This window comes from Gordonia sp. LMA167 (assembly GCF_058130025.1).
Genome location: NZ_CM176708.1, coordinates 523,161 through 545,901 on the forward strand (window position 1 = coordinate 523,161; position 22,741 = coordinate 545,901).

Here is a 22,741-nt window from a genome sequence, read left to right on the forward strand (position 1 = left end):
CAGGTATCTGACAATCTCTGTTGTCGTCGATCCCAGTTGCTCAGATGTCCTCAGGTTTCGCGCAGGACGTTCCCAGATTCGCGCCGTAGCGTGAGAGCCATGACCGCAACCGGCGCGGCGCGGCGCCCCTCCTCCCTCTCACGCGCTGCGCTGGTTGCGGTCACATTTCTCGGTCTCGCGGCCCTTTTGTTCTGGGGCGCGGTGCGAACCGCTCCGGGCCAACGAGTCGACCAATGGCTCCTCGAGGTGTGCCGCATGCTCGCCCCGGTCGACGATCTGCCGCGCATCCTGCAGATCGACGTCGTGACCAGCCCGCTTCTGTGGCTGGTGGTCGCGGTCGCAGTGGTGACGTTGGTCCAGTGTCGACGGTTCCGGTCCCGCACCGATGCCCGCCATGGTGTCGCGATGACCGGGATGCTCCTGGCATTCGCGCCGCTGATGATTCTGCTCGTCCAATTCCTCCGCGATCACGTGCTGACGCGCCCGATGCTGTACCCATGGGTGGCCGAGACCGCCAACTCCGCACCCAGCGGTCATGCCGCGGCAGTCACCGCGATTGTCGTGGTGCTGGCGCTCGCAACGCCGCCGGTCCTGCGGCCAGGGGTGATCGTCGTCGGCGGCACCTGGGCCGCGGTCCTCGAGTTCGGCCTGGTCGCCTCCGGGTGGCACCGGCCGAGCGACGTGATCCTGTCGACGCTGCTCGTCGCCGGGATCGGGGTGCTGCTGCCGGACCCGTGGCACTCGGCAGCACATCGCACGCCACCCCGCTGGACCCTAGCGTCACCGGTGCTGATCGCGGTCGCCACCCCGGTCATCGTCGCGATCAGCTATCCGACGATCACGCAGGTCGCGGCCGCCGGAGCCATCGCGACCGTCATGGCGGTCGCGATGCTCCCGATCGGGTTCGGCCGTCGATCCGCCCCACGAACGGAGGCGCGTCCGCCCACGCAGCGCCCGCACCGGAGTCTCGCACCCACCACGCCCTGAGCTCAGGCAGGCCACACCACGCGTTCGAGCGGCCGACCCTCGGCGAGACGCCGGATGTTGTCGGCGATGTCGTGCACCCGGCCGACGAAGGTGTCCCGGGTGACACCGGACGTGTGTGGCGTCATCAGGAGGTTGGGGAGTTCGCCGAACGGTAGGTCGGACGGTGCGGCAGTGTCGCCGCCGGCCGGATATCGGTACCAGACGTCGATCGCCGCCCCGCCGATCGCGCCGTCACGGAGGGCCTCGTAGAGGTCCTGCTCCACGACCAGCGGGCCCCGTCCGACATTGATGAGCATGCCGTCGGGCCCGAGCTGCGCCAGTTCGGCCGCACCGATCATGCCCATCGTGCGGTCGGTCAGCGGCGCGGACACGACGACGACATCGGACTCCTTGCACAACCGGCCCAGTTCTCCGGTGTCGGCATGCCACTCCAGTCCGCCGCCATCACCGACCCGGCCCGACCCGGTGACCGCGCAGCCACGGGCACCGAGCGCACCCAGCAACTCGGCGGTCCGCCGGCCGATGTGACCGAACCCCACGTAGCCGACCATCGCGCCCCGCATCGTCGAAGGTTGGGTCAGCTGTTGCTGGTAGACCGACGACGCCCAGACCCCCTCACGCAGGGCGCAATCCTGGGTCAGCAGCCCGCGACGCAGCATGACGGCTACGGCCATGATGTATTCGGCGATCGAGTCCTCGTGGTGAAACGTGTTGGCCACCTGCGTGTCCGGCGCGAGTTCATCGAAGCTCACCTTGTCGGTTCCGGCGCCGCCGGTGTGCACGAGTCGCAGTCCACGGGCCGCCCGCGCCATCGCCGGGGTGACCCGGCCGCCCACATAGACGTCGGCGTCGGCCAGGTCCGCCACCAGTGCGTCCTCGTCGAATCGCTGATGCCAGGACAGCTCGATGTCCGACGCCAACAACAACGAGATCAACAGTTCCCGGTGCGGCAGCAGATTGGTCTCTCCGACAACAACCTTCACGTATTCCTCCTCGCCATTCACATTCTCGGATGCGGCGGCCGTTCAGCGGCGGACCAGCGCGGGGCGCTTGCTGTCGAACGACCAGTTCGGGATGAGGAACTGCATCCCGATCGCGTCGTCGCGGGCGCCGAGTCCCTCGGAACGGTAGAGCCGGTGGGCGGCGTCGACCTGGTCCATGTCGAGTTCGACACCAAGCCCGGGGCGGTCCGGCACCGTGAGATATCCGTCGACGATCTCGTAGGGATCGACGGTGAGTCGCTGGCCGTCCTGCCAGATCCAGTGGGTGTCGATGGCGGTGATGTCACCCGGCGCAGCGGCGGCGACGTGGGTGAACATCGCCAACGACACGTCGAAGTGGTTGTTGGAGTGCGATCCCCACGTCAGGCCCCATGCGTCGCAGATCTGCGCCACCCGGACCGAACCCGCCATCGTCCAGAAGTGCGGGTCGGCGAGTGGGATGTCGACGGCGTTGGTGCGGATGGTGTGACCGAGTTCCCGCCAGTCGGTGGCGATCATGTTGGTGGCCGTGGGCAGGCCGGTGGCACGCTTGAACTCGGCCATCATCTCCCGGCCCGAGTAACGGCCCTCGGGCCCGACGGGGTCCTCGGCATAGGCGACCACATCGCGCAGGCGCCGCCCGATCCGGATCGCTTCCTCGAGCAGCCAACCGCCGTTCGGGTCGAGCGTGACCCGGGCCGTCGGAAAGCGCTCGGCGAGGGCGGTGACCACGTCGGCCTCCTCGTCGGGCGAGAGCACACCGCCCTTGAGCTTGAAATCGGCGAAACCATAACGCTTCTGCGCGGCTTCGGCCAACGCGACGACACCGTCGGCATCGAGCGCCTCCTGATGACGAAGGCGCAGCCAGTCGTCGGTCTCGTCGGCACCGTCGGCGTAGTCGAGGGTGGTCTTCGTCCGGTCGCCGACGAAGAAGAGGTAACCGAGGGCGGCGACCCGGTCGCGTTGCCGGCCCTCGCCGAGCAGCGCGGCGACCGACACCTGCAAATGCTGACCCAATAGGTCGAGCAGCGCCGACTCGACGGCGGTCACCGCGTGGATGGTGACCCGCTGATCGAAGGTCTGGTCGCCACGGCCACCCTTGTCTCGGTCGGCGAACGTGCGGCGGATGTCGGCGAGCACGGCGTTGTGGTCGCCGATGCCGCGGCCTTCCACGATCGGACGGGCGTCCTCGAGCGTGGTGCGGATCGGTTCGCCGCCGGGCACCTCCCCGACACCCTGATTGCCCTCGGAGTCGGTGAGGATCACCAGGTTGCGGGTGAAGAACGGGGCGTGGGCGCCGGAGAGGTTGAGCAGCATGCTATCTCGGCCGGCAACCGGCACCACGCGCATCTCGATGACCACCGGGGTCGTTGTCGTCATTGGATTTCCTTTCCGAGGTTCTGTCTGGGCTCTGCCGGCGAGTTCTGCGAGAGCCGTTGTCAGAGAAGCTGTTGACCGATGAGCAGGACCGCGCCGACACACGACATCCCGATCGACACGAACCGCAGCCGGTCCTTGTCGAGATGCCGGTTGACGAAGCGGGAGGCCACGTAGCCGAGCACGACGGCCGGGATCAGGGCCAGGAACACGCGGGCGATGTCGGGGTGCAGGTTACCGGTCGCCGCGAGCGCGCCCACCGACATGAGGCTGCCCACCAGGAAGAACGCGCTCATGTTGCTGCGCACGGCTGCGCTCTCGGCGCCCGACAGGACCAGTGCCATCGGCGGTCCGCCGATCGACGTCGCGGTGCCGAGCAGCCCCGACGCCGCGCCGGCGGTCGCGAGGTTGCGTTTCTCCGGTGCCGGCTGCCAGCCGAGGCCGGCGAGCACGACGCCACCGAGCACGACCGCCGCCAACAGCAGCGACAGTCCTCGCGTCGGTAGCCACACCAGCAGCAGTGCACCGGCGATGGTCCCGGGAATCCGGCCGATCAACGCCCAGCCCGTACCACGCAGGTCGAGACTCTCCCGTTCGCGGATCACCACCATCAGCGTGACGACGGTTGCGGACATGATCAGGGTGCCCGGCAGCAGCGAGGGCTCGATGAGCGCCACGACGGGAGCGGCGAGCATCCCCATGCCGAAACCGATCGACGCCTGCATGCACGAGGCGATGCAGACGGCGACGGCGATGACGGCGAATGCCACGACGCTCACGCTCGAATGCTCATGCGACCGCGGGCATGCCCAGCCCGACGCGACCTCGCGGGTGATAGCACTCGGCGATGTGTCCGGCCTCGGCGTGATCGGTCACCGTCGGCGGTACCGCGGTCGCGCAGAGGTCGGTGGCGTGCGCGCAGCGGGTGCGGAATCGGCAGCCCGACGGCGGGTTGAGCGGCGACGGCACCTCCCCGCTGAGCAGGATGCGCTCGCGGCGTGTGGCCGGGTCCAGCGTGGGCGCCGCCGACATCAGTGCCTCGGTGTAGGGATGTGCGGGATGGTCGAACACGGATTCGGTGCAACCGGTTTCGACGATCCGGCCGAGGTACATGACAGCGACCCGGTCGGCGACGTGGCGCACCACTGACAGGTCGTGCGAGATGAAGATGTAGGAGATGCCGAGTTCCTGCTGCAGCTCGTTGAGCAGGTTGAGCACCTGTGCCTGCACCGACAGGTCGAGCGCGGAGACCGGCTCGTCGCAGATGATGACCTCGGGGTTGAGCGCCAGCGCGCGGGCGATGCCGAGTCGTTGGCGCTGGCCGCCGGAGAACTCCTGCGGGCTGCGGTGCTCGTCGCTGGGCCGCAGACCGACGAGATGCAACAGTTCCCGGACGCGGGCGGCGCGGTCCCGTTTGCGCGGGTACAGGTCCCGGTGGGTGCGCCAGGGCTCGGCGATGATCTCCGCGGCGTTCATCCGATTGTTCAGTGACGCATACGGATCCTGGAACACCATCTGCACCTTGCGGCGCAACGCCATCAGATCCTTGCCCTTGAGACGGAAGGGGTCGGTGCCGTCCCAGCGCACGGTGCCGTTGTCCGGGCGTTCGAGCATCATCAGGGTGCGGGCGAGAGTGGACTTGCCGCAACCGGACTCGCCGACGAGCCCGAGGGTTTCGCCGCGACGCAGGTCGAGGTCGATGCCGTCGAGGGCGCGCAGTTGTGTGCGGCCCGACTTGCCGGGCACGGTGAACGTCTTGCCGACGCCGCGGACCTCGAGGACCTGGGGTTCGGTGCTCGCGGACCCCGGTGCATCGGTCAGTGTTGCCTCAGACATTGCTGGTCTCCTCGGAGAAGTGGCAGGCGGCCTTGCGGCCGTCGCCGACGGAGGTCAGTTCCGGACGCTGCTCGACGCAGAGCGCTCGTGCGAGCGGGCACCGCGCCTGATAGACACAGCCGGACGGAATGGAATGCAGGTCGGGTGGGGTGCCGCCGATCGACTTGAGGTCGGACCCGCGCACGGCGCTGACCGGCACCGAGGCCAGCAGGCCCTTGGTGTAGGGATGCTTCGGATTCCCGAACACCTCGGCGACCGGTCCGGTCTCGACGACGTTGCCGGCGTACATGATCGCGACACGATCGGCCTGCTCGGCGACGAGAGCGAGGTCGTGGGTGATGAGTACGACGGCCATGTCGTGCTCGGCGCGAAGGCGCTGCAGCAGCGCCATGATCTGCGCCTGCACCGTCACGTCGAGCGCGGTGGTCGGCTCGTCGGCGAGCAGCACCTTCGGGCTCAACGCCACGGCCATCGCGATCAGCAGGCGCTGGCGCATGCCGCCGGAGAACTGGTGCGGATAGGAGTCGATGCGCGCCTCCGGCTCGGGGATGCCGACGTGGCGCATCAATTCGATGGCCTCGGCCCGCGCATGCTTCCGCGACATCTTGCGATGAATACGGAACGGCTCGGCCAGCTGTGTGCCGACCGGGTACACCGGGTTGAGCGCGGTGAGCGCGTCCTGGAACACGATGGCCAGTTCGGTGCCGGCCAACTGCCGGCGTACCGAATCCTTGGCGGTCACCAGGTCGACGTCGTCGAGGGTGATCGAACCCTCGGAGATGTCGGCGATCGGGTCGAGCAGACCGACCAGCGCCTGCGCCGTCATCGACTTGCCGCATCCGGATTCGCCGAGCAGGGCGAGGGTTTCGCCGCGGCGGGCGACGAACGACACGTGGTCGACGGCGCGGACGGTGCCGGTGGGGGTCCGCAGGTCGACGGTCAGATCGGAGACGTCGAGTGCGACACGGTCATCGGCTCGGGCATCGGGCCGGTCGAGAATGGGAGCGCTCATCGCACAGCCTTTCGTGACGAGAAGAGGTTCCGGCGGGCCTTGGGTGTGGTCAGGCGCCACCGCTGGCCGGGGTCGGTCGCGATGCGGGCCCATGCGGCCAGGATCGTCGCCGACACTGTCGTGATGACGATCGCGACACCGGGGAAGAACGACAGCCACCAGGCGGTCTGCAGGTAGGAGCGGCCTTGCGAGACCATCAGGCCCCAGCTGATCTCCGGCGGCTGGATACCGATGCCCAGGAACGACAGTGACGATTCGGCCAGCATGACGTAGCAGAAGTCGAGCGTGGCGACGGTCAGCAGCGTCGGCAACAGGATGGGTAGGACGTGTCCGCGCACGATCTGCCCGCTACTGGCGCCGAAAGTCCTTGCCGCATCCACGAACACCCGACTCTGCAACTCTGCCGATTCCGCTCGGGCGGTACGGAGATAGATCGGGATGCGGGTGATCGCCAAGACGGCCACGATGTTCGCGGCACTCGGGGAGAACACGAACAGCACGACGACTGCGAGCAGCAGTGACGGGAAGCTCATGATGATGTCGGCGATGCGCATCGCGGTGGTCTCCCGCCAGCCGCGGTGATAGCCGGCCCACATGCCGATGGCCGAGCCGATGACGCAGGAGATGATCACCGCGGGCACCGAGACCAGCAGAGTGGTCTGGCAGGCCACGATCAGTCGGGCGAGCATGCTGCGGCCGAGCGGGTCGGTGCCGAGGATGTTCATCCAGCCGGTGTCGATACTGAACGGCGGCAGGTTGGATTCGTCGAGGTTCTGGTCGGTGGCGGCGTTGCCGACGAGCCACGGACCGAAGGCGGCGACCAGCAGGATGACGAACAGGATGGCCGCGGCGACGGTGGCGAACTTGTCGCGCAACAGCAGTCGCCACAGCGGCATCTGCCCGGAGGGCACCTTCCGGGTGGCGACCGAGTCGCCCATCGGGTCGGTCGATGCGACGGGACTGGTGGTGTCGAGGGGTTCGGTGACTATGGACATGGTGTGCTCCTTCGGTTCCCGGTCCCCTAGACCGTTGCCTTGTCGCGAACTCGCGGATCGAGCAGCGCCAGTACCGCGTCGATCGCGATGTTGAGGATGAAGATGCTGACGGCGGTCAGCAGGACAGCCGCCTGCAGGACGGCGAAGTCGCGTTGCAGGATCGAGTCGATCATGAGCTTGCCGATACCGGGCCAGCCGAAGATCGCTTCCACCACGACCGCGCCGTTGATGAGTCCGACGGCGAGATCGCCGGCGACGGTCAGCGCCGGGGCGGCGGCGTTACGCAGCGCATGGTGGGTGACCACCCGCAGATCGCCGGCTCCCTTGCTGCGCGCCACCTTCACGTAGGGCGCCGACAACGCCGACACCATCGCCCCGCGCACCACCTGGGTGAGGACGCCGAGTGGCCGGATCATCAGCGTCGCGATCGGCAACACCCAGGCCAGCACACCACCGGTGCCCGAGGTGGGCAGCCAGCCGAGCACGACGGCGAAGATCCAGATGCCGGTGATGGCGAACCAGAAGTCGGGGACGCTGGCCGCGGTCATAGAGAGCAGGCTGGAGAATCGGTCGGCGAGCGAGTTGGGCCGGTAGGCGGCCCAACAGCCGATGATGACCGCACCGAGGATCGACAGCAGCAAGGTGAAGAAGGCCAGCTGCAGGGTGGCCGGGAAGGCCTTGAGCGCCATGCCCGCCGCTTCCTGCCCGGTCTTGAGCGACTCGCCGAAGTCGAGGTGGATGACGCCCGACAGGTAGTCGAACATCTGCTGCCAGATCGGCTTGTCGAGTCCGTGGGCCGCGGCGAACTCAGCCCGCTGGTCAGGGGTCGCCGAGACCGGTAGGTAGAGGTTGGTGGGATCGCCGGTGAGTCGGGCCATGAAGAACACGCCGAACAGGACGATGATCAACGGGATCAGGCTGGTGATCATCCGGCGCCGGAGGAAGGTGAGCATCGGTCGTCGCCTCGGTTTCAGTCGTTACGGGGTTGGGCGTGGGTCATGTCGGCGAGGTGCATCTCGTCACCGGTGGCCGAATTGGGTTGGTAGGAAACCTTGTTCGACTTGGCGAGCACGGCTTCCATGTGTGCGATGTAGGCGTACTGGCGGATCTTGGTCGGCTCATCGGCGAGCACCTGCGCCAGCGCATTCTGTCGCGCGTCGCCGGTCAGGGCTTCGGCCGCGGTGATCTCCTTGTCGTATGCCGCTGTGCCGTAGGTGCTCTGGTAACCGTCGGACAGCATGTACTGATCGAGGGTGAACTGGGTGTCACCGGCCTGGTTGCCGTGCTGCACCATCAGCAGCACCGGACCGGAACCGGGCACGAACGGCCTTGTCTGATACTGCATCTGACCCGAGGTGTCCATCATCTCGATCTTGACGTCGAGCCCGATCTTGCTGAGCGAGTACTGGATCGCCTCGATCGTCTCGTTGATCTTGGGGAACTGGCCGGTGCGGCCGATGAGTCGGATGGTGCGGTTGACGGGCACACCGTCGGCGCGGGCCTCGTCGATCAGCTTCTTGGCCTTGGTCAGGTCGTACGGTGTCGGGGTGAGCTGATCGTTGTAGCCGACGATGCCCTTGCCGACGAGTTCCGCGGCGGGTTTGCCGAGGCCCTGGAAGAGCGCCTTGACGATGCCGGCCCGGTTGATGGAGTAGTCGATGGCCTCACGGACCCGGTAGTCGTCGAGCGGGGCGTCGGTGGCCTGCATGCGCAGCGCCGTCGTCTCGTTGTTGACGTACGCGATGCCGAGGTCGCCGGCACCGTCTTCGGGTCCGAGCGACGTCGCCAGATCGGCTTCGTCGTTGGCGACCATCGCGGCGCGCACACTGCCTTCGGCGCGCCACTGATAGACGGCGCGGGTGTAGGCCGGCTTCGGGCCGTGATAGTCGGGATTGGCCTTGAGCGCGATCCGCTGGCCGGAGTCCCAGAAGTCGACCATGTACGGCCCGGTACCGATGGGCTCACGCACCTTGGCGTTCGCGTCGGTGGTGTGCGGGACCATCTCGATGAAGGAGACGCGCAGCGGCAGGATCGGGTCCGGCGCCTCGGTGCGCATCTGGACGGTGTGGTCGTCGAGCGCGGTGACGTCGATCGTGCTGTCGTCGAAGACGTAGCCGTTGACGTCGCAGCCGATCGCCCCGTTGAAGGTGCGCTTGATGGAGAACGCGGCGTCGGCGGCGGTGAAGGGCGCGCCGTTGGAGAAGGTGACGCCCGATACGGTGGTGAACTGCCAGACGTTCGGCTCCACCTGGCGCCACGAGCTCGCCAGCAGCGGCTTCAGGTCACCGGTGGTGGGGTCGCGTTCGATGAGCGGCTCGGTGATGTTGGAGCGGACGACGACGCCGGTGGCGGTCAATGATGCGTCGCACGGCTCCAGGGTGGGCGGCTCCTGCGGGAGAACGATGCGGAGGGTGTCGGGGCTTGCGCTCTCGCTCGAGGTGGTGTTGGCGACGCTGCAGCCGCTGACGGCCAGCATCGCCGCCGCGGAGACTGCCAGCGCGCCGGCAATCCGGCGGCGCGGGGATCGCAGAGATGCGATCTGCATGGGGACCTCCGATGAGAAGACTGCGAGTGATTCACTGCGTGTGAACCGAGGGGGCGGTACCGCCGCTTGTGACGGTAGACACACGCTAAGAGCGCTCGAACGACGGCGTCAACAGCACAAAACCGCAGGAAGTGGCGATTTCGGGGCGTTTCGACCGCTCGCGCGGCCTGCGTCGGTCGTCGGGAATTCGACCCAAAACCGGCGCTGACCTGTCGGTTCCCCGGGCCCGGTTGCGCCGGTCGAATCGACCCACCGGACATCGATACAGGTTGGGTATCGATCCATGTTATTTACGTGTTGGACGGGTATACGGACGGCCTCTTACGGTTGATTCATCCACCAAGGACCGCGTCATGGTCCCGGCCGTCGAGGAGGACGGATGAGCAGCAGTCTCGTGAACACCGCAGAATCTACCGATACCGTTGCTGGACAACATCTTCGGCCGTCAACCGGGAGGGTCTTGCAGGTCGGCCCGCTCAAGCCCTCGCTCGAGGAGCAGCTGGCCGGCACCTATGGCGCCGAGCGCCTGCCCGACGGGGCCGCTCGGGCGCCGTTCCTGGCCGAGCACGGAGCTGAGATCACCGCCGTCGTGACCTCGGGGCGCACCGGCGTCGATGCGGCGCTGATGGCCGAGCTGCCCGACCTCGGCGCGATCATCCACTTCGGCGTCGGCTACGACGCCACCGACGTCGAGCGCGCCACCGAACTCGGCATCGGCGTCAGCAACACCCCCGACGTGCTCACCGACTGCGTGGCCGACACCGCCGTCGCGCTGGTGCTCGACACCATGCGCGGGTTCACCGCCGCCGACCGCTTCGTCCGCGCCGGACGCTGGCCGGCAGAGGGGAATGTCCCACTCACCCGCAAAGTCTCCGGCGCCGCGGTCGGCATCCTCGGCCTCGGCCGGATCGGGTCGGCCATCGCGCAGCGGCTGTCGGCGTTCGGCTGCCGGATCGCCTACCACAACCGTCGGGAGATCGAGGACTCGCCGTACCGCTATGCCGCCTCACCGGCCGAGCTCGCCGCGACGGTCGATGTCCTCATCGTCGCCGCCGCGGGCGGTTCCGGAACCCGCCACCTCGTGGACCGGGAGGTCCTGGAATCGCTGGGGGTCAACGGTTTTCTGATCAACGTGGCTCGTGGCAGCGTGGTCGACGAGGACGCGCTCGTCGAGCTGTTGGCGTCGGGCGGCATCGCCGGCGCCGGCGTGGACGTCTTCGCGAACGAACCACAGGTGCCCGACGAACTGATCGCCATGGACAACGTGGTACTGCTGCCCCACCTCGCGAGCGGCACGGTCGAGACGCGCGCGGCGATGCAGGAGCTCACTGTGCAGAATCTCGACACCTTCCTGCGGACCGGCGACCTCGTCACCCCCGTCGTCGCACCCGCGAAAACCCCGCGCGCAAAGGACATCCGATGACCGTCATCCTGAGTTACCAACCCACCGCCGAGGGACGCGGCGCGTTACCGTTCGGCTTCGCCGAGGCGCGGATGCGCGCCACCGATGTGCTGGTCGTCGCCGACGGCGACAGCGCCACCTCCCCGGACATGCTGGTCGATCTCGAAAAGGCCCGCGAGACGGCCTCGGCCGTCGACGTCGCCTACAAGGTCATCGAGAACGACAAGAGCCTGTCCCACGCAGATCAGCTCGTCGACGCGTCCTACGACGATGACGTCGAGCTGCTCGTCATCGGTCAGAAGCGCCGCTCCCCCGTCGGCAAACTGTTGACCGGCAGTGTCGTGCAACGGGTACTGCTCGACGCCCAGTGCCCGGTCGTCGCGGTGAAGCCGCCGGTCCTGCCGGCCACCTGACCGGGGACTGATCTACGGCGCCGACCACTCCCGTTCGGGCAGAACGTCTTTCATCAGACGGACCAGTGCCGGGTTGGGATTGTCGCCGCGCCAGGCAACGTTCATCTGCACCGGCCGGTCGCGGATGGCGCTCACGTCCTTGAACACCACCCCGTCGGGATGCATCGTCATCGCCGACTCGGGCACCAGCGCCATCCCGAGGCCGGAATGCACCAGCACCAGCATGGTGTGCACCTGCGTCACGTACTGGACGTAACGCGGTGATGCGCCGACGGCGGTGAAGGTGCTGATCAGCAGTTCGTTGAAGTAGCGGGCGTCGACCGGCGAGTACATGATCACCGGCTGTCCGTCGAAGTCCTCGATGGCCAACTGCTCCACCGCCGCCAGATGATGGTCGGCCGGCAAGGCCGCCACCAGTCGCTCGTGATGCAGCGGCCGGGTGTGGATACCCGGCCGGGACACCGGCGGGCGGACGATCCCGAGGTCCAGATCGCCGCCGGCGAGCGCCTCGATCTGCGCCGAGGTGACCATCTCGCGGAGCACCAGTCGCACGTCGGGCAGCCGCTCGCGAGCGGTCTGCATGAGGCGTGGCAGTACCGCACGCGCCGACGCACCGGTGAAGCCGATGTTCACGGTGCCCAGGTCTCCGGCGGGCACGCGACGCACGGTGAGTTCGGCGCTCTCGGCCAGCGCGACGATCCGTCGGGCGTCGGGCAGGAACGCCGAACCCGCCGATGTCAACGAGACAGCACGGCTGCTGCGTTCGATGAGCTGCACACCCAATTCGTGCTCGAGCTGCTGGATCTGGCGGCTCAGCGGCGGCTGGGTCATGTGCAAGCGCTCGGCGGCCCGCCCGAAATGGAGCTCTTCGGCGACCGCGATGAAACACGAGAGGCGCGACAGGGAAAACATGTATCCACTTTCGGCATCGCAACGCCGCGATCTACGACGTCGTGCGGATCACGCTAGTGCATGCGCCGTCGCGGGCCTCCGGAACCTCACGTTCACCTGACTCGGCTAGCGTCTGCGGTCATGTCCGATCCTGGAGGTGATCCCGAACTCCGCCGGTCCCTGGGTGTCGGCGACGCGGTGATGATCGGACTCGGATCGATGATCGGCGCCGGGGTCTTCGCGGTGCTCGGGCCGGCCGCGCAGGCGGCCGGATCGGGCCTGCTCGTCGGACTGGCCATCGCCGCGGTGATCGCCTATTGCAACGCGACGTCGTCGGCCCGGCTGGCGGCGGTGTACCCGGTGTCCGGCGGGACCTATGTGTACGGGCGTGAACGCCTCGGCGAGTTGTGGGGGTATCTGGCCGGCTGGTGTTTCGTCGTCGGCAAGACCGCGTCGTGCGCGGCGATGGCCCTGACCGTCGGGGCCTATGTGTGGCCGCGGTACGCGCACGCGGTGGCCGTTGCGGCGGTGGTGTTCGTGACGGCGGTGAACTACCGCGGTATCCAGAAGTCGGCGTTGGTGACCCGGGGCATCGTCGCGGTGGTGCTCGCGGTGCTGGCGGCGGTGGTGATCGCAGCGGTGTCCTCGACGCCGGATGATGCATCGCAGCACCTGGGGCTCGGAGACGACGCGACGGTGTACGGCGTACTGCAGGCGGCGGGACTGCTGTTCTTCGCGTTCGCGGGGTATGCCCGGATCGCCACGCTCGGTGAGGAGGTGCGCGATCCGGCCCGCACCATCGGCCGCGCGATCCCCACCGCGCTCGGCATCGTGCTGGTGGTCTACGTGGCGATCGCGGTGTCCGCGCTGGCGGTGCTCGGCCCGACGGGCTTGGCCGATGCGACCGCGCCGCTGGTGGAAACGGTTCGGGCCGCCGGCGTTCCCGCGTTGGTGCCGGTCGTGACGGTGGGTGCGGCGATCGCGGCCGTGGGGTCGCTGCTGGCGATGGTGCTGGGCGTCTCCCGCACCACCCTGGCAATGGCTCGCGACGGGCATCTGCCGCGGTGGCTGGCCGCGGTGCATCCGCAGCACCGGGTTCCACACCATGCCGAGCTCGCGATCGCCGTGGTGGTCGCCGTGCTCGCGGCCACCGCCGATGTGCGTGGCGCGATCGGGTTCTCGTCGTTCGGGGTGCTGCTCTACTACGCCATCGCAAATGCCTCGGCGGCGACCCTGAGCGGCGAGGAGCGGCGACCGCCGCGGGCGGTGACGACACTCGGCCTGCTCGGCTGCGTCATCCTGGCCGCGGCCCTCCCGATCGGGTCGGTTGTCGCCGGTGCGGTCGTCGTGAGCGCGGGCGTCGCGGTGTTCTTCGCACGGCGCGGAATAACTCGGCCCGAGACGTAGCACCTGGAGTCCTACTCTGGCTGGTATGAAGACCATCGGCGTGCGTGAACTCAGACAACACGCGTCTCGCTACTTGGCCCGGGTCGAGGCCAGCGTGCTGATACCGGCCAGTCGCCCGGGAATTCTCGATGCGATCGATCGGGATCGCTTGCCCGGCGGGGATCTGTCTGAGGTGCTCGATCAGATCCGCGAAGAACGATGATCTACGTCGATACCTCGGCGTCGGCGAAATTGTTGATTCGTGAGAATGAAACCGATGCCCTGATCGCCTGGTTCGGGGGAGCACTCTGACGAGCCGGTCGCGATCAGTGCGTAGGGCCGGATCGAGTTGGTGCGCACGGCTCTGCGCGGCGAGTCTCAGGGACTCCCGGAACGAGCGCGAACACTACTGTCAGCACTGGACATCATCCCGCTCGGCGACGATGTCATCCGCGCCGCAGAGATCATCGGCCCGCCGACTCTGCGTTCTCTGGATGCCATCCACCTCGCAGCAGCCGTTCACATCCGGCGAGAGCTCTCCACATTCGTCGCATGCGACCAACAGCTGCTCGATGGCTGTCGCGCACTGGACCTGCCGACAATGTCACCAGGGCGGTCGTAGCCGCCTGATCGGCCGGCGGAATGGGCACAATCATCCCCGTGAGCACGATCCGAGGGATATTTCCCTCGGACACTGCTGACGGGTCCGATTTCAGCCATTCACCATCGCGGACAGGTGTTCTCGAAGTCCGGGTCGATCGACTGCATGTAGCCGGTGTCGTCGCGGTCGCGGATGCCGCAGTCGAGATACTGCTGATGCAGCGCGGCCAGCGCGTCCTCGTCGATCTCCACACCCAGACCCGGACCGGTCGGTACCGGGACCGCACCGTCGACGAAGCGCAGCGCGCCCGGCTTGACCACGTCCTCGGACTTCCACGGCCAGTGGGTGTCGCACGCGTAGGTGAGGTTCGGTGTGGCGGCCGCCAGGTGAACCATCGCGGCCAGGCTGATGCCGAGATGGGAGTTGGAGTGCATCGACAGGCCCATGCCGAACGTGTCACAGATGCCGGCCAGCAGTCGGGACCGCTGCAGGCCACCCCAGTAGTGGTGATCCGAGAGCACCACGGACACCGAGTTCTTCGCGACCGCGGGCTTGAGATGGTCGAAGGCGACCACGCACATGTTGGTGGCCAGCGGCATCTTCGCCTCGGCCGCCACCTCGGCCATCCCGTCGAGTCCGGGCGTGGGGTCTTCCAGATATTCGACGATGCCGTCGAGTTCGGCGGCGACGCGCACGGAGGTGTCGACGGTCCATGCCGCGTTGGGGTCCAGACGCAGAGGGACTCCGGGGAACTCGGCACGCAACGCCTTGATCGCCGCGACCTCCTCGTCCGGCGGGAAGACACCACCCTTGAGTTTGATGGCGGTGAAGCCGTACTCGTCGATCATCCTGCGGGCCTGCCGAACGAGTCCCGCGGGATCGATGGCCTCGCCCCACTCATCGTCCGCGGCACCCGGATGACCGGCCCATTTGTAGAACAGATACGCGCTGAACGGCACCCGATCACGCACGGCGCCGCCGAGCAGGTCGCTGACCGGCCGGCCGAGCTCTTTGCCCTGGACGTCGAGGCAGGCGACCTCGAACGGCGAGAACACCCGGTCGGTGGTGCTGGCCGTCGTGATCATGCCGGCCACCCCGTCACCGCCGGTCACCGAGAGCGTGGCGACCTTGCGGTCGATCGCATCACGAATACCGTTGAGTGCAAACACATCGAGCCCGATGATGGCCTCTCCGGCCGCCTCCATCCGGACCAGATGCGCGGTATCGGCGTAGGTCTCCCCGACGCCTCGTAGGCCACCGGCGGTCTCGATCCGGATGATCGCCCGCAATGCGTACGGTTGATGTACTCCGACCGTGTTGAGCAGCGGGGGGTCGACGAACGCCACCGGCGTGACGGTCACCGCGGTGATCATGGTGTTGCTCATCAGACGGCGGCATTCGCGGCGAGGGATCCCGCCAGCACGGATCGTCCGGCCACGGTGATCCGGCCGAGTTCGGCCTGATGCTCCGGCGTCGGCTGCACCAGCGGTGCACGCACCGGACCGGCGTCGATGCCCTCCATCGTCACGCCGTGCTTGACGAGCGACACCGCGTAGCCGGGCACCTTGTTGCGGAGCCGCACGAGCGGGTGGAAGAAGTCGCGGAGCAATGCCTCGGTGAGGTCGGTATCGCCGGTCTCCAGCGAATTGTAGAAGGCCAGAGCCAGTTCCGGCGCGAACGCAAAGGTCGCCGACGAGTAGAGGGTCACGCCGATGGCCCGGTAGGCCTGCTGGGTGATCTCCGCGGTCGGCAGGCCGTTGAAGAACAGGAACTCCTTGCCGGAGTCGGCCAGCGCCGCCTTCACCGCGATGACGATGCGAGCGACATTGTCCAGATCGCCGGTGCCGTCCTTGAACCCGATGACGGTGGGCAGGTTCGCGACCTGCACCGCCGACGGCTCGTCGAACACGGCATTGCTGCGGTTGTAGACGATGACCGGCAGGTCGGTCACGTCGGCCACCGCACGGGTGTACTCGACCAGACCGGCCGCCGGCATGGTCACCAGGTAGGGCGGGAGCAGCAGGATGCCATCGGCACCATGGGCTTTCGCGCTGGCCGCGAACTCCTTCGCCTGCACCAAAGAGCCACCCGCGCCGGCGAAGACGGGCACACGCCCGGCGACCGTGTCGACGGCACACTGCACGATCTTCCCGAACTCGGCGAGCCCGAGAGCATGGAATTCTCCGGTGCCGCAAGCGATGAACACGCCGCCGGGTCCGGCCGCGACACCGCGGGCGATGTGCTCGGCGAGACGGTCGTAGTCGACCTCACCGGAACTGTCGAACGGGGTGACGGGGAAGAACAGGACGCCGTCGAGCATGGGGACTCCTAGAGGTGAAAAGGTATGGGGGTGATGGTCAGTCGCGGGTGAGTTCGCCGTCGATGCGGCGCCAGATCCGTTCCGGGTTGCCGTCGGCGATCGCGGCCGGCAGCAGACCCGACGGCACGTCCTGGTAGGCGACCGGCCGCAGGAAGCGTTCGATGGCCAGCGATCCGACGGAGGTGGAGCGGCTGTCGGAGGTGGCCGGGTACGGGCCGCCGTGCACCATCGCGTGGCCGACCTCGACGCCGGTGGGCCACCCGTTGAACAGGATGCGGCCCGCCTTGAGTTCCAGCAGTTCCAGCAGGGCCCCGGCCTGGTCGTGGTCGGTGTCGTCGGCGTGGATGGTCGCGGTGAGCTGACCCTCGAGTTCGGCGGTGACGTCGCGGACCTGGCGCTGATCACGGCACTTCACGATGAGGCTCGACGACCCGAAGATCTCCTGCTGCAATGCTTCCGATGCGAGGAACTCGTCGGCGTCGGTGACGAACAGTGCGGCCCGGCAGACGTTGGGGTCCGACGACTCGGCACCGCGAGCGACCGTCTGTGCGGCGCCGGTGAACTCGTCGACGCCGTCGACGTAGCTGCGGGCGATGTTCGGGGTGAGCATCGGCGTCGGGGTGGCTTGGCTCATCGCCTCGGCCGCGGCATCGACGAAGGTGTCCAGGTCGGGGCCGTCGACGGCGATGACGAGTCCGGGGTTCGTGCAGAACTGACCCGACCCCATCGTCAACGATCCGATGAACGCGCGACCGAGGTCGGCGGCGCGCTCGCGCAGTGCGCCGGCGAGCGGATAGACGGGGTTGATCGAGCTCATCTCGGCGTACACCGGGATCGGCTCCGGTCGCGACGCGGCGGCCCGCACGAGTGCCGTTCCGCCCGAACGCGAGCCGGTGAAGCCGACGGCCTTGATGTTCGGGTCGGTCACGAGTGCGATGCCGAGTTCCTTTCCGCTGCCGAACAGCAGTGAGAACGTACCGGCGGGCATCCCGGTGGCGGTGACGGCCTCGGTGACGGCGCGGCCGACGAGTTCGGAGGTGCCGGGGTGGGCGTCGTGTGCCTTGACGACCACCGGGCAGCCGGCGGCGAGCGCCGACGCGGTGTCACCACCGGCGACGGAGAAGGCGAGCGGGAAGTTGCTGGCGCCGAAGACGGCGACTGGTCCGAGCGGGATCTTGCGCTGGCGGATGTCGGCGCGCGGCAGCGGAGTGCGGTCCGGCTGGGCGGGATCGATTCGGGCACCGTGCCAGCTGCCCTCGCGAAGCACCGACGCGAACAGCCGAAGCTGTCCCGATGTCCGACCGACCTCGCCGGTGATGCGGGCGACCGGCAGCCCGGTCTCAGCGGTGGCGCGGTCGACGAGGGCGTCGGAGGCCGCGTCCAGGTTGTCGGCGATGGCGGTGAGGAAGTCGGCGCGCTGCGCCGACGAGGTGGTTCGGAAGCTCGCAAACGCCTCCGCGGCGGCTGCGGTCGCCCGGGCGACGTCGTCGGCGGTGCCATGTGCGAACGCCGGCTGGAGCCGTTCGTCGGTGGCCGGATTGATCGCATGCACCGCGGTGCCGGTGCCGGTGACGTGGTCACCGGCGATGATCATCTGTCCGGTCAGTGTCTGCGTCGTGTGAAGCCCGGTCCGCTGCGCGGTGGTCATCGGCGTCCATCCCTTGAAATCGGCGATCATTGGTGGAACGGCTCCGGTCACATCGGGGGTCTCTCGATGTGACCCGAGCCATGATTCGACGGTAGGACCGCGCATCCATACATGTCCAAGTCAAATGTCGGTGGCATCGATGCGGTTGCGGTATCAGGGCTGGTGGGGCCGGATGCGGCGGTCCAGCTCGCGCGCATTTGCCCAGCGACGTGCGTCGCCTGATGCGTCGCCACCCTGAAACCATCACCTGGGAACGCGCAACCTACCTCGCCAGAACTGCCACCCCACAGCCACAGCGGGCCTGACTCGCCACGAAACCCAGTGGCGTGTCACGGACATAGGTGACCCTTATCCGGAGGAGCGATCGGCGATCTGGCAAGGCGGAGGAGGAGCGATAGCGGCGCTATCGTCACCGACGACAACGCAGCCAGGCGTCGATCGAACGCCGGAGACGAGTTGCCCATTTCCGAGACGCACCACTTGTTCGTACAGACAACCATCACGCGCGTCGATCTGAATCGGGTCGACGGTCGTGGTGTGCGGTGGCAGGCCAAGACATGGCCAGACCGTAGACGCGCCAGCATCCGGTCGCGTCTTGCTGCAAAGCCAGGACTCGGTAGTCGGTGAAGGCGGTCTCGCCGAATGCTCGCACGCTGTGGCCCGTGACGGGAAGGAACTTGAGGTAGACGACGTCGGCGCGGTCGGTGTGATCATGGACTCCGGTGGCCAGCGAGTAGCCCTCGAGTATCTGGGCGACATCGTCGAAATCCCAGGCCTCGGGTGAGGCGCTGAGATTGCCTACAGCGTAGGGATATTCGTCACGTCTTAGTAGTGCGAACCACCATGCGCGCGCCGTCGCGGCCGGGTCTCGCAGGATCTCCTCGATGTTGTCTGGGAACTGTTCGTCGATGTCGGCGTCGTCGACGATCTCCAACGCCGCCACGGGCGAAATGATCTCCTGAACGGCGGCGGCGAACTTCGGGGTGAGCGGGCGCAGCGCTTCGGCGAGCTGCCCCGGGGTTCGCGGCGGGTACTGATTGCGGCCAGTGAGGGCGGTGATCGCGCTCATCACCTTTTGGGTGTCGAGGTCGAGTTGGTCGAGGAGGAAATCGTCAGGGTGTACTGCCGTGACGCCGAGTGGGTCGCAGGCTTCAGCGGGGAAGTCTTTGAGGTTGGCAGTGACGATCAGTGCAGCACCGGAGGCGACGGCGGCGGCCAGGACATGTCGATCCTTTGGGTGATTGGTCATTGCGTCGACGAGCTGGAGGTAGCCGGCGCTGTGGTCGGTGGCGTGCGGGAACGCGCGGCGCATCTGGGTGACGCGGTGATCGGCCTGCTCGGCGGACACGTCGAGTTTGCCGGTGAGGTTGCGGTGGACTTCGTCGAGGAGTTCTGGCGTCCACACCGGTGTGAACAGGTCATGCTCGGCAAGGGTGAGAAGCAGGTTGTTGAGGTTCTGCGTCAGCATCACACAGGCATCGAGCACGACGCGGAAGGTTGCGGCCACAGAGTCAGCGCGTGGTGATGAAGCCGCCGGTCTCAGTCAGGCCGGGGTCAGGGGCGGCGAGTTCGGTCAGGGCATCAGCGCGCTGAGTGCGCACGCGTTGTTGGTAGGCCAGGACGTCAGCGAGCTGCACCCGGCGATGGCGGCCGGGAGTGGTGTAGGGAATCTCGTTGTCGATCAGCAGGCGCACGAGGGTGGGCCGGGTGATACCGAGGATGTCGGCGGCCTCTTGCGTCGTCAGCAGCGTGCGGTGCGGTTCAACAGTCACCGCGATTCCCCGAGCCAGGTTGGTCAGCACTGTTCGCAGAATCTGCCGCAACTCTTCAGGCAGCTCGGCCGAACTCTCACCGGCGCGCACAATCACCGAGTCATCGGCGGTGAGCACAGCGATCAGTGCGTCGAGTTGCTGCGCGTCGCCACCATCGGTGTCGGGGAGAACAGTCTGCTCCAGCAGGGTGGTCATAACATCGAGTGTAATTCGAAAAAAGCGAAAATGCACTGATGGTGTTCTGCGCCCATTCCGCGCTGGATTGACCCGTGAGGCAGGTCAGAACGAGAGACCTCGCGGCGTTCGAATGCTGTCCCACAACCTGCGGCGACCAAGCCTCGCGACGGCGAGCTCATCGACAAGTGATCACCAACCTCGATGTCAGTTCGTGAATACCCGCCCGCGCCACCACCGAGATGTGAAATATATGTGACCAGAGCAGTTGTCACATCGTGCTGCCACCGAGGAGAGGAACACCGATGTACCGGATCACCATCAACTACAACCACCCCGAGGACCCGGAGCACTTCCTCGATCACTATCGGACCGTGCACGCACCGCTGACCACGACGATGCCCGGCCTCACCTCGTTCGAGTGGGGCGTGGCGGAGACACTCGACGGCTCCACCCCGGAACACTTCGTCATCGCCGTGCTGACCTTTCCGTCCAAGGAGACGGCCATCGCGGGACTCACCTCACCGGAGGGACAGAAGGGCAGCGCCGATCTCGCCAACTTCGCGGGGGCCGGCGCGAGTATCAACATGCACGAGGTGATCACCGCCTGACCGACCCTCGATCACGGGCCGTTCGTCGTCGCCGGATTGATCGCGTGCACCGCGGTGCCATCGCCGGTGGCACGGTCACCGGCGATGGCCTCGGTCCGCTCGCTGTCCGCGTCGAGTGATCAGCGCACCTCGGCGTGTCACGCGCCGTGCAGCACGGTGACGAGGACGAAGACCGCGGGATAACAGCCGCAGAAGGCCCAGACGAAGCGATTCAGACCCATGAGGAATGCGCAGCCGGCATGGAAGATGACACCGGTGGTCAGGATCGCGAGGGCCAGCGGCGGCGGCGCCAGCACGATCGCGACGAAACCGACCTCCCAGACGATCACCGACCAGCCGACGACGCGGTCGAATCCGGGATGAGCAATCAGCAGATTGCCCGCCGACTGCACCCCATAACCTTCCGTGGAGAGGACTCCGGACATCGCGCCGCCGGTACGCCACGCCGGGGAGAACCCCTTGGCAAGCCCTGCGGCGAGGTAGGCCAGCAGGATCTGGGCGGCGATGAAGATGTCACCCATGACCCTGGCGTCGTGTCCACCGCCGGCGATCATCACGATCGCGAAGGTGACGAGGACGATGAACGTCAGTTGCTCGGCGCCGCTGCCGCCAATCTGCCGACGCATGCGGATGTACCCCGCCGTCAGCAGACAGAGGAGCGTGGCCACGATTCCCGCACCGGATCCAGTGCCGATGGCGATCACCGCGCCGGCCGCGCCGACCTGAACGAGCGCCGCGGCGGTCACCGACCGGGGGCCGCCGACGGTGGCACCGACTCGCTGATGCCACCCGACGCTCAACGTCAGCTGGCGTAGGTTCGCCCGGGCGAACATGCCACGCGGTCCGAACGCATCACGCAGCGCGATGATCTGGAACGATTCGATCAGCAGGCCGACGAAGATGACGCGCGATACGAGCAGCTCAGGATGCGTGAACACGGCCGGGACTCGGAACTCCCGCTGCGGCGAGGTCGTGCTCCTCCGACACGAACAAGACGTCGACCCGTCGGTTCGGCCCGTCCCACGCGGTCGACGTGACCGCGAACTGGACACGCGTGGTCCTCGGGTCGCGTACCTGCTGCACGATCACGCTCAACAGCACCACGTAGGACGCACTGACCAGGATCGCTCGTGAGTCCTCGACGTCGCCGTCGACGCGAAGGTTGTTCACCAGGTCGCTGACCGACTTGTTCAGGACCAGCTCGGGATTCCACAGCCAGCGGCGAATGGGCCGCGCGAAGCCGAAATGCAGTTCCCGCCAGGCCTGCCACCGCCCGTCGGGCTCCTGATACTCACGCCAGATGAGACGGTGGTCGGCCCGAGCCGGGTTGGGGGCGAAGAAGGTCCAGCCCGGCAGCAAACCGAGCGGGATGTGGCGCCGAATCCTTCGCGTGTACCGACCGGAGTCGACCTGATGTAACGCACTGACGATCCACCACCCGGCCAGGACTGCACCACAGGTGGCGATGACAAGCCCGGACATGGCCTAGCGGCCGCCGTTGACCACTTGCCCGCGGGCGTTCACCAGATCGGCCAGAGTGGTACGGGCACTGAGCTGGCCGGCGAGCTCCTTGATCTGCGCGATGATCTCACGGTCACGTTCGGTGATCTCGACAAACGGATGGTGTGCGTCGGCGACCGCTTCGGCCATCATCTCGTGCGGATTGCTCGACGACTGGCTCACGCCGTCCAGCGTGTGCCCGGCCTTCTGCAGCGCGGTGATGGACAGATCGATGGCCGCCAGTTCGATGGCGGTCAGTTCGGATCGCGGTTTCTTCATTGACATCTCGTT

General features: G+C 67.3%; 23 protein-coding genes. 6 read left to right on the forward strand and 17 right to left on the reverse strand.

Annotation, left to right across the window (positions count from 1 at the left end):
- The first annotated feature begins 99 nt into the window (after positions 1–99).
- Complete coding sequence (locus tag ACVT6V_RS02400) at positions 100–987, forward strand: phosphatase PAP2 family protein (protein ID WP_489898215.1); 888 nt, start codon at positions 100–102, stop codon at positions 985–987.
- Between the two features lie 2 nt (positions 988–989).
- On the opposite strand, the gene ACVT6V_RS02405 is transcribed toward ACVT6V_RS02400, so the two are convergent.
- From ACVT6V_RS02405 to ACVT6V_RS02440, 8 genes are read right to left on the reverse strand one after another with little or no spacing between them, the layout of a single operon-like run.
- Positions 990–1,970 (reverse strand): 2-hydroxyacid dehydrogenase, encoded by a 981-nt coding sequence (locus ACVT6V_RS02405; protein WP_489898216.1) that lies wholly within the window; start codon positions 1,968–1,970, stop codon positions 990–992.
- 42 nt (positions 1,971–2,012) lie between these two features.
- The gene (locus tag ACVT6V_RS02410; RefSeq protein ID WP_489898217.1) at positions 2,013–3,347 is read right to left on the reverse strand and encodes an enolase C-terminal domain-like protein; all 1,335 of its coding nucleotides are present in this window, start codon (positions 3,345–3,347) and stop codon (positions 2,013–2,015) included.
- A gap of 59 nt (positions 3,348–3,406) precedes the next feature.
- Complete coding sequence (locus tag ACVT6V_RS02415; protein WP_489898218.1) at positions 3,407–4,123, reverse strand: sulfite exporter TauE/SafE family protein; 717 nt, start codon at positions 4,121–4,123, stop codon at positions 3,407–3,409.
- Positions 4,124–4,133: 10 nt separating this feature from the next.
- On the reverse strand, positions 4,134–5,180 hold the full coding sequence (locus ACVT6V_RS02420) for an ABC transporter ATP-binding protein (protein WP_489898219.1): 1,047 nt from the start codon (positions 5,178–5,180) through the stop codon (positions 4,134–4,136).
- A complete protein-coding gene (locus tag ACVT6V_RS02425) occupies positions 5,173–6,192 on the reverse strand; it encodes an ABC transporter ATP-binding protein (protein ID WP_489898220.1) in 1,020 nt (339 codons plus the stop codon). Before ACVT6V_RS02425 ends, ACVT6V_RS02420 begins: the two co-directional genes overlap by 8 nt.
- Positions 6,189–7,187, reverse strand: coding sequence for an ABC transporter permease (locus tag ACVT6V_RS02430; protein WP_489898221.1), 999 nt, complete (start codon positions 7,185–7,187; stop codon positions 6,189–6,191). Before ACVT6V_RS02430 ends, ACVT6V_RS02425 begins: the two co-directional genes overlap by 4 nt.
- A 26-nt stretch (positions 7,188–7,213) precedes the next feature.
- Positions 7,214–8,140 carry an ABC transporter permease gene (locus ACVT6V_RS02435; RefSeq protein ID WP_489898222.1) on the reverse strand — a complete coding sequence of 309 codons (927 nt, stop codon included), beginning with the start codon at positions 8,138–8,140 and terminating at the stop codon, positions 7,214–7,216.
- A 17-nt stretch (positions 8,141–8,157) separates the two neighbouring features.
- A complete protein-coding gene (locus ACVT6V_RS02440; RefSeq protein WP_489898223.1) occupies positions 8,158–9,732 on the reverse strand; it encodes an ABC transporter substrate-binding protein in 1,575 nt (524 codons plus the stop codon).
- A gap of 379 nt (positions 9,733–10,111) precedes the next feature.
- Between ACVT6V_RS02440 and ACVT6V_RS02445 the strand changes: the two genes are divergently transcribed.
- Positions 10,112–11,155: a 2-hydroxyacid dehydrogenase gene (locus tag ACVT6V_RS02445; RefSeq protein ID WP_489898224.1), complete on the forward strand. Its 1,044-nt coding sequence runs from the start codon at positions 10,112–10,114 to the stop codon at positions 11,153–11,155.
- The gene (locus ACVT6V_RS02450) at positions 11,152–11,547 is read left to right on the forward strand and encodes a universal stress protein (protein ID WP_489898225.1); all 396 of its coding nucleotides are present in this window, start codon (positions 11,152–11,154) and stop codon (positions 11,545–11,547) included. The genes ACVT6V_RS02445 and ACVT6V_RS02450 overlap by 4 nt, the downstream gene beginning before the upstream one ends.
- Before the next feature lie 12 nt (positions 11,548–11,559).
- Here the strand turns inward: ACVT6V_RS02450 and ACVT6V_RS02455 are convergent, their stop codons facing one another.
- On the reverse strand, positions 11,560–12,459 hold the full coding sequence (locus ACVT6V_RS02455) for a LysR family transcriptional regulator (protein WP_489898226.1): 900 nt from the start codon (positions 12,457–12,459) through the stop codon (positions 11,560–11,562).
- Positions 12,460–12,579: 120 nt separating this feature from the next.
- On the opposite strand from ACVT6V_RS02455, the gene ACVT6V_RS02460 reads away from it, so the two are divergent.
- Both ACVT6V_RS02460 and ACVT6V_RS02465 read left to right on the forward strand, forming a co-directional pair.
- Positions 12,580–13,845 carry an APC family permease gene (locus ACVT6V_RS02460; protein WP_489898227.1) on the forward strand — a complete coding sequence of 422 codons (1,266 nt, stop codon included), beginning with the start codon at positions 12,580–12,582 and terminating at the stop codon, positions 13,843–13,845.
- 25 nt (positions 13,846–13,870) lie between these two features.
- A complete protein-coding gene (locus ACVT6V_RS02465; RefSeq protein WP_489898228.1) occupies positions 13,871–14,047 on the forward strand; it encodes a hypothetical protein in 177 nt (58 codons plus the stop codon).
- A gap of 497 nt (positions 14,048–14,544) precedes the next feature.
- Here the strand turns inward: ACVT6V_RS02465 and ACVT6V_RS02470 are convergent, their stop codons facing one another.
- The 5 genes from ACVT6V_RS02470 to ACVT6V_RS02490 all read right to left on the reverse strand — a co-directional run bounded on the left by ACVT6V_RS02470 (position 14,545) and on the right by ACVT6V_RS02490 (position 20,360).
- The gene (locus ACVT6V_RS02470) at positions 14,545–15,810 is read right to left on the reverse strand and encodes a glucarate dehydratase family protein (RefSeq protein ID WP_489898229.1); all 1,266 of its coding nucleotides are present in this window, start codon (positions 15,808–15,810) and stop codon (positions 14,545–14,547) included.
- On the reverse strand, positions 15,810–16,745 hold the full coding sequence (locus ACVT6V_RS02475) for a 5-dehydro-4-deoxyglucarate dehydratase (protein WP_489898230.1): 936 nt from the start codon (positions 16,743–16,745) through the stop codon (positions 15,810–15,812). The genes ACVT6V_RS02470 and ACVT6V_RS02475 overlap by 1 nt, the downstream gene beginning before the upstream one ends.
- Before the next feature lie 37 nt (positions 16,746–16,782).
- A complete protein-coding gene (locus tag ACVT6V_RS02480) occupies positions 16,783–18,393 on the reverse strand; it encodes an aldehyde dehydrogenase (NADP(+)) (protein WP_489898231.1) in 1,611 nt (536 codons plus the stop codon).
- A gap of 499 nt (positions 18,394–18,892) precedes the next feature.
- Positions 18,893–19,900: a VapC50 family PIN domain-containing toxin gene (locus tag ACVT6V_RS02485; RefSeq protein WP_489898232.1), complete on the reverse strand. Its 1,008-nt coding sequence runs from the start codon at positions 19,898–19,900 to the stop codon at positions 18,893–18,895.
- Positions 19,901–19,904: 4 nt separating this feature from the next.
- A complete protein-coding gene (locus tag ACVT6V_RS02490) occupies positions 19,905–20,360 on the reverse strand; it encodes a helix-turn-helix domain-containing protein (protein ID WP_489898233.1) in 456 nt (151 codons plus the stop codon).
- Positions 20,361–20,644: 284 nt separating this feature from the next.
- Between ACVT6V_RS02490 and ACVT6V_RS02495 the strand changes: the two genes are divergently transcribed.
- Positions 20,645–20,950 carry an EthD family reductase gene (locus tag ACVT6V_RS02495; RefSeq protein WP_489898234.1) on the forward strand — a complete coding sequence of 102 codons (306 nt, stop codon included), beginning with the start codon at positions 20,645–20,647 and terminating at the stop codon, positions 20,948–20,950.
- Between the two features lie 137 nt (positions 20,951–21,087).
- On the opposite strand, the gene ACVT6V_RS02500 is transcribed toward ACVT6V_RS02495, so the two are convergent.
- The 3 genes from ACVT6V_RS02500 to ACVT6V_RS02510 are packed head-to-tail and all read right to left on the reverse strand — an operon-like array spanning position 21,088 to position 22,729.
- Positions 21,088–21,888 (reverse strand): HTTM domain-containing protein, encoded by an 801-nt coding sequence (locus ACVT6V_RS02500; RefSeq protein WP_489898235.1) that lies wholly within the window; start codon positions 21,886–21,888, stop codon positions 21,088–21,090.
- On the reverse strand, positions 21,872–22,432 hold the full coding sequence (locus ACVT6V_RS02505) for a hypothetical protein (protein WP_489898236.1): 561 nt from the start codon (positions 22,430–22,432) through the stop codon (positions 21,872–21,874). Before ACVT6V_RS02505 ends, ACVT6V_RS02500 begins: the two co-directional genes overlap by 17 nt.
- 3 nt (positions 22,433–22,435) lie before the next feature.
- Positions 22,436–22,729, reverse strand: a complete 294-nt coding sequence (locus tag ACVT6V_RS02510; protein ID WP_489898237.1) for a hypothetical protein — start codon at positions 22,727–22,729, stop codon at positions 22,436–22,438.
- Positions 22,730–22,741: the final 12 nt, after the last annotated feature.

Bases quoted from the DNA above. Each gene is read 5' to 3' on its own strand.
- ACVT6V_RS02410 (WP_489898217.1), bottom strand. From the start codon at position 3,347: ATGACGACAACGACCCCGGTGGTCATCGAGATGCGCGTGGTGCCGGTT.
- ACVT6V_RS02400 (WP_489898215.1), top strand. From the start codon at position 100: ATGACCGCAACCGGCGCGGCGCGGCGCCCCTCCTCCCTCTCACGCGCT.
- ACVT6V_RS02495 (WP_489898234.1), top strand. From the start codon at position 20,645: ATGTACCGGATCACCATCAACTACAACCACCCCGAGGACCCGGAGCAC.
- ACVT6V_RS02470 (WP_489898229.1), bottom strand. From the start codon at position 15,810: ATGAGCAACACCATGATCACCGCGGTGACCGTCACGCCGGTGGCGTTC.
- ACVT6V_RS02490 (WP_489898233.1), bottom strand. From the start codon at position 20,360: ATGACCACCCTGCTGGAGCAGACTGTTCTCCCCGACACCGATGGTGGC.
- ACVT6V_RS02425 (WP_489898220.1), bottom strand. From the start codon at position 6,192: ATGAGCGCTCCCATTCTCGACCGGCCCGATGCCCGAGCCGATGACCGT.
- ACVT6V_RS02445 (WP_489898224.1), top strand. From the start codon at position 10,112: ATGAGCAGCAGTCTCGTGAACACCGCAGAATCTACCGATACCGTTGCT.
- ACVT6V_RS02480 (WP_489898231.1), bottom strand. From the start codon at position 18,393: ATGACCACCGCGCAGCGGACCGGGCTTCACACGACGCAGACACTGACC.
- ACVT6V_RS02435 (WP_489898222.1), bottom strand. From the start codon at position 8,140: ATGCTCACCTTCCTCCGGCGCCGGATGATCACCAGCCTGATCCCGTTG.
- ACVT6V_RS02465 (WP_489898228.1), top strand. From the start codon at position 13,871: ATGAAGACCATCGGCGTGCGTGAACTCAGACAACACGCGTCTCGCTAC.
- ACVT6V_RS02420 (WP_489898219.1), bottom strand. From the start codon at position 5,180: ATGTCTGAGGCAACACTGACCGATGCACCGGGGTCCGCGAGCACCGAA.
- ACVT6V_RS02430 (WP_489898221.1), bottom strand. From the start codon at position 7,187: ATGTCCATAGTCACCGAACCCCTCGACACCACCAGTCCCGTCGCATCG.
- ACVT6V_RS02505 (WP_489898236.1), bottom strand. From the start codon at position 22,432: ATGTCCGGGCTTGTCATCGCCACCTGTGGTGCAGTCCTGGCCGGGTGG.
- ACVT6V_RS02475 (WP_489898230.1), bottom strand. From the start codon at position 16,745: ATGCTCGACGGCGTCCTGTTCTTCCCCGTCACCCCGTTCGACAGTTCC.
- ACVT6V_RS02450 (WP_489898225.1), top strand. From the start codon at position 11,152: ATGACCGTCATCCTGAGTTACCAACCCACCGCCGAGGGACGCGGCGCG.
- ACVT6V_RS02440 (WP_489898223.1), bottom strand. From the start codon at position 9,732: ATGCAGATCGCATCTCTGCGATCCCCGCGCCGCCGGATTGCCGGCGCG.
- ACVT6V_RS02455 (WP_489898226.1), bottom strand. From the start codon at position 12,459: ATGTTTTCCCTGTCGCGCCTCTCGTGTTTCATCGCGGTCGCCGAAGAG.
- ACVT6V_RS02510 (WP_489898237.1), bottom strand. From the start codon at position 22,729: ATGAAGAAACCGCGATCCGAACTGACCGCCATCGAACTGGCGGCCATC.
- ACVT6V_RS02460 (WP_489898227.1), top strand. From the start codon at position 12,580: ATGTCCGATCCTGGAGGTGATCCCGAACTCCGCCGGTCCCTGGGTGTC.